The sequence below is a fragment of the Phyllobacterium sp. genome, from assembly GCF_037994405.1.
Classification (GTDB): domain Bacteria; phylum Pseudomonadota; class Alphaproteobacteria; order Rhizobiales; family Rhizobiaceae; genus Phyllobacterium.
This window is the reverse complement of sequence record NZ_JBBNAN010000146.1, coordinates 1-3,821: the sequence shown is the minus strand read 5'-3', so window position 1 is coordinate 3,821 and position 3,821 is coordinate 1. Positions and strand designations below refer to the sequence as shown.

General features: G+C 55.4%; 3 protein-coding genes and 1 pseudogene. All 4 read left to right on the top strand.

Features of this window, described 5'->3' with window-relative positions; genetic code table 11:
• The first annotated feature begins 196 nt into the window (after positions 1-196).
• A complete protein-coding gene (locus AAAC48_RS08975; RefSeq protein ID WP_340653848.1) occupies positions 197-1,462 on the top strand; it encodes an ABC transporter substrate-binding protein in 1,266 nt (421 codons plus the stop codon).
• A 106-nt stretch (positions 1,463-1,568) separates the two neighbouring features.
• A complete protein-coding gene (locus AAAC48_RS08970; RefSeq protein WP_340653847.1) occupies positions 1,569-2,672 on the top strand; it encodes an ABC transporter ATP-binding protein in 1,104 nt (367 codons plus the stop codon).
• 15 nt (positions 2,673-2,687) lie between these two features.
• Positions 2,688-3,563: a sugar ABC transporter permease gene (locus AAAC48_RS08965; protein ID WP_340653846.1), complete on the top strand. Its 876-nt coding sequence runs from the start codon at positions 2,688-2,690 to the stop codon at positions 3,561-3,563.
• Positions 3,564-3,573: 10 nt separating this feature from the next.
• Positions 3,574-3,821, top strand: a pseudogene (locus tag AAAC48_RS08960) (carbohydrate ABC transporter permease); the annotation flags it as partial.

The window sequence follows — 3,821 nt, the reverse complement described above, 5'->3', positions numbered from 1 at the left end:
TGCGGGACTGGCTTACGGGCTGTTGTACGAACCCGATTTCGCCGCCGCCCTCGAAGTCGCTGTTATCTGCGGCTCCCTTGCAGTCACCGGATATGGCGGCCGCAACTTGCCGTTTCATTCCGATCTTAGCCGATACCGACGGCGGAACGTCGCCGTCTAGTCTACTTCCATCAAACAAGAAGAGCAGGGAACGACCATGAAACACAGATTGAAGTTATTCGCAGGTCTCGCAGTTCTGGCAATGGCGGCAGCATTGCCCGCCAAGGCCGAAACAATATCGATGTTTTGCTCGGCGACCGACTACGAGCTGTGCGAGGAAGGTGCGCAGCAGTGGGCCAAATCGTCCGGCAATGAGGTCAAAATCAACCGCACGCCTCAGAACCTTGATGATGCCATCCCGATCTATCAGCAGCTATTCGCTTCAAATTCTTCGGACGTCGATCTGCTCTATGTCGATGTCATCTGGCTCGGCATGATGAAGGACCATTTCCAGGACCTTACGGCTTTGGTTCCGGATGGCGAGGTGAGGGCCCATTTTGCGTCGGCAACCGATGCGGCTCGGATCGACGGTAAACTCGTTGCCATGCCATTCTACATCGATACAGGTTTGATGTTTTACCGCAAGGATCTTTTGGAAAAGTACGGCAAGCAGCCGCCGAAGACCTGGGAGGACCTCACGACGACTGCCAAGGAGATCCAGGATGACGAGCGCAAGGCCGGCAACGCAGACATGTGGGGCTATTCGTGGCAGGGACGCAGCTATGAGGGACTCACCTGCGATGCTCTGGAATGGATTGCTTCAGGCGGTGGCGGAACAATTCTTTCTGATCAGGGTGAAGTAACGATCAACAACCCTCAAGCGGCTGAGGCCTTAACGCGAGCTCGGGGATGGATCGACACGATCTCGCCCAAGGGTGTACTAAATTATGACGAGGAAAGCTCACGCGCATTGTTCGAGAGCGGCAATGCCGTATTTCACCGAAACTGGCCATACGTCTGGGGTACGTCCCAAGCGCCGGACGGCAAGCTGCTAGGTAAGGTTGGCGTGTCTGCGCTTCCGGTCGGAGCCCAGGGGCAGAAATCAAGTGGCAGTCTCGGAACAGCCTATCTTGCCGTTTCGAAATATTCGAACAAGAAGGAAAAAGCGGCGGAACTTCTGCGCTACATGGTTGGACTTGAGGACCAGAAGATGCGAGCGATCAAGGGTGGTTACAACCCAACAGTTGAAGCACTCTACAGCGATGCCGATGTCCTCGCAAAGATTCCTTTCCTGCCCATGGCCAAGACTGCATTTGAAGAATCCGTCGCTCGTCCGTCAGCCACGACTGGAAAGAACTACAACCGCATATCCCGTACATTCTACCGTGCCGTCCATGACGTCATATCGGGCAAGGGAGACGTTAACGAGGAACTTGCCCAGCTTGAAAAGCGACTAAAGCGCGACGTGAAGGCAACAGACTGACGTCCTGGGCACCTGCGGATATCTGCGTCCGGAGGTGTCCATTCTGTTCCGCGGACAATCGCGCGCAGGAAACGACTAGGGCAAAGGCAAATTCAAGGGTAGTGGAATGGCATCCGTCACATTGAAAGACGTCAGCAAGAGCTTCGGCGCGTACGACGTGCTCCGCTCAATCGACCTGACGGTTCAGGATGGCGAGTTCGTCGTCTTCGTAGGTCCCTCAGGCTGCGGAAAATCAACATTGCTACGTGTCATTGCCGGCCTTGTACCTGTTTCAAATGGAAAGGTCTTCATTGGGGGAGAAGAGGTCACGGACGTTCCAGCGTCAAAACGCGGGGTCGCGTTTGTCTTTCAATCGTATGCTCTGTATCCGCATATGAACGTGGCGCGAAACATCAGCTTTGCCCTGGAAACGGCCCGCATGGCGAAGGATGAGATTCGCCGACGTTTGACCAAGGTGGCCGACCTGTTGAAGATCAGCCACTTGCTTGAGCGAAGGCCAAAGCAGCTGTCCGGCGGACAACGGCAACGGGTGGCTATCGGGCGTGCCCTCGTGAGCCAGCCGCAATTGTTCCTGTTCGACGAGCCGCTGTCCAACCTCGATGCGGATTTGCGCATGGAAATGCGGTTCGAAATCGCAAAGCTCCACAGCGAAATCAGTACGACGATGATCTATGTTACTCATGACCAGACCGAGGCCATGACGCTCGCCGACAGGATCGTCATCCTCAATCATGGCCGCATTGAGCAGATCGGAACCCCTCGCGAGCTATATGACAGACCTGCCAACCGCTTCGTTGCCGGCTTCCTTGGCAGTCCGAGAATGAATTTTGCGCCCGTGCAAGCTAATGCTTCGTCTTTATTACTGCGCGGGCCGGCGGGATTTGCGTTCCCAGGTAAATTTGTCGGCGCCGCACCCGCATCGCTGGGCTTAAGACCTGAAGCTTTGAAGATTGTCAGCGCCCAAATGCCTCAAACGATCCTGGGCACATTTGAGAGGGCCGAAGATCTCGGGTACGAACAAATTGCCTATGTTCGCCTGGCCGACGATCTGGTGTGGACGGTGCGGTCCCCGCAATCACTTCCAAACCATACTTCAGGCGATCCGGTAGGCCTGGCGTGGCATCCAAATGACCTCTACCTCTTCGATGAGGCAGGAGTACGGATTGACGCCCAGCCGGCATCTGGACCCGTCGCAGTTGTGCAGAATTGAGGGGCCGCGCTCGCGATGCAAAATCGGGAAAAAAGGATCGCTTGGCTTTTCCTCCTGCCTTTGCTGGTTGCGCTGACCGGCGTGGCCTTGTGGCCCCTTGCGCGCAATATCTATTTTTCCTTCACTAATGCCTATCTCGACAACCCCACCGATTACAGCTTCGTCGGCCTGGAAAATTTCGCCACCGTTATCGAGGACCGCGTCTTCTGGGGCGCTGTGAAGAATACGATGATCTTCACTACTGTATCTGTTGCCTTTGAGACGCTGCTGGGGCTTGCAGTTGCTTTGTTGCTGCATCGCGCATTTGCCGGGCGCGGGCTCGTCCGGGCGGCCATTCTCGTGCCCTGGGCAATGCCAATGGTCGTGTCTGCCAAGATCTGGGAATGGATGCTCAACGATCAGTTCGGACTGATCAACAAGGCTCTCATTTGGCTCGGATTTCTCGACAAGGGCATTGCCTGGACAGCCGATCCATCCCTCATCCTTGGCACGGTCATCTTTATCGATGTATGGGTTACGACGCCGTTTATGGTCCTCCTCATCCTGGCCGGGCTCCAGCTTATTCCGGAGGAAATCTATGAGGCGGCTGAAGTGTCAGGGATACCAGCCTGGAAGCGCTTTTGGTCGATTACGCTGCCGCTCGCTGCTCCTGCGATCGGGGTGGCCATTTTGTTTCGCACCCTCGACGCATTGCGGATGTTCGATTTGAGCTATGTCATTGCAGCTAACAACGAGAATGCCATGACGATGTCGATCTATGCCCGGGATCAACTCATCGGATTTCAAGACCTCGGCGTTGGATCCGCCGCCTCGACCTGGGTTTTCCTCATCGTAGGACTGATCGCGATCCTGATCGTCAGCATCTTGCGGCTCGACCGCAGCGCAGCGTAGGAGCGTCTATATGACGGCCAAACCAAAACGCTATTCGAACCAGGCATATCGCAGGTTAAGAGCCGCGAAACGCATCGGCCTTTATGTCGGTGTGGCCGCTGTACTCGCCTACATGCTCTTTCCCTATTATTGGGCGATCATCTCTTCAACCAAGACCCGCGAAAGTCTCTACGCTTTCACTCTGGTCCCCTCGCTCGATTACAGCAACTACGTCAGCCTGTTCAACAACACCATTTTTATGGGCGCGATCATCAATTC

Coding starts and splice junctions, on each gene's coding strand:
- AAAC48_RS08965 (WP_340653846.1), top strand. CDS start 2,688: ATGCAAAATCGGGAAAAAAGGATCGCTTGGCTTTTCCTCCTGCCTTTG.
- AAAC48_RS08970 (WP_340653847.1), top strand. CDS start 1,569: ATGGCATCCGTCACATTGAAAGACGTCAGCAAGAGCTTCGGCGCGTAC.
- AAAC48_RS08975 (WP_340653848.1), top strand. CDS start 197: ATGAAACACAGATTGAAGTTATTCGCAGGTCTCGCAGTTCTGGCAATG.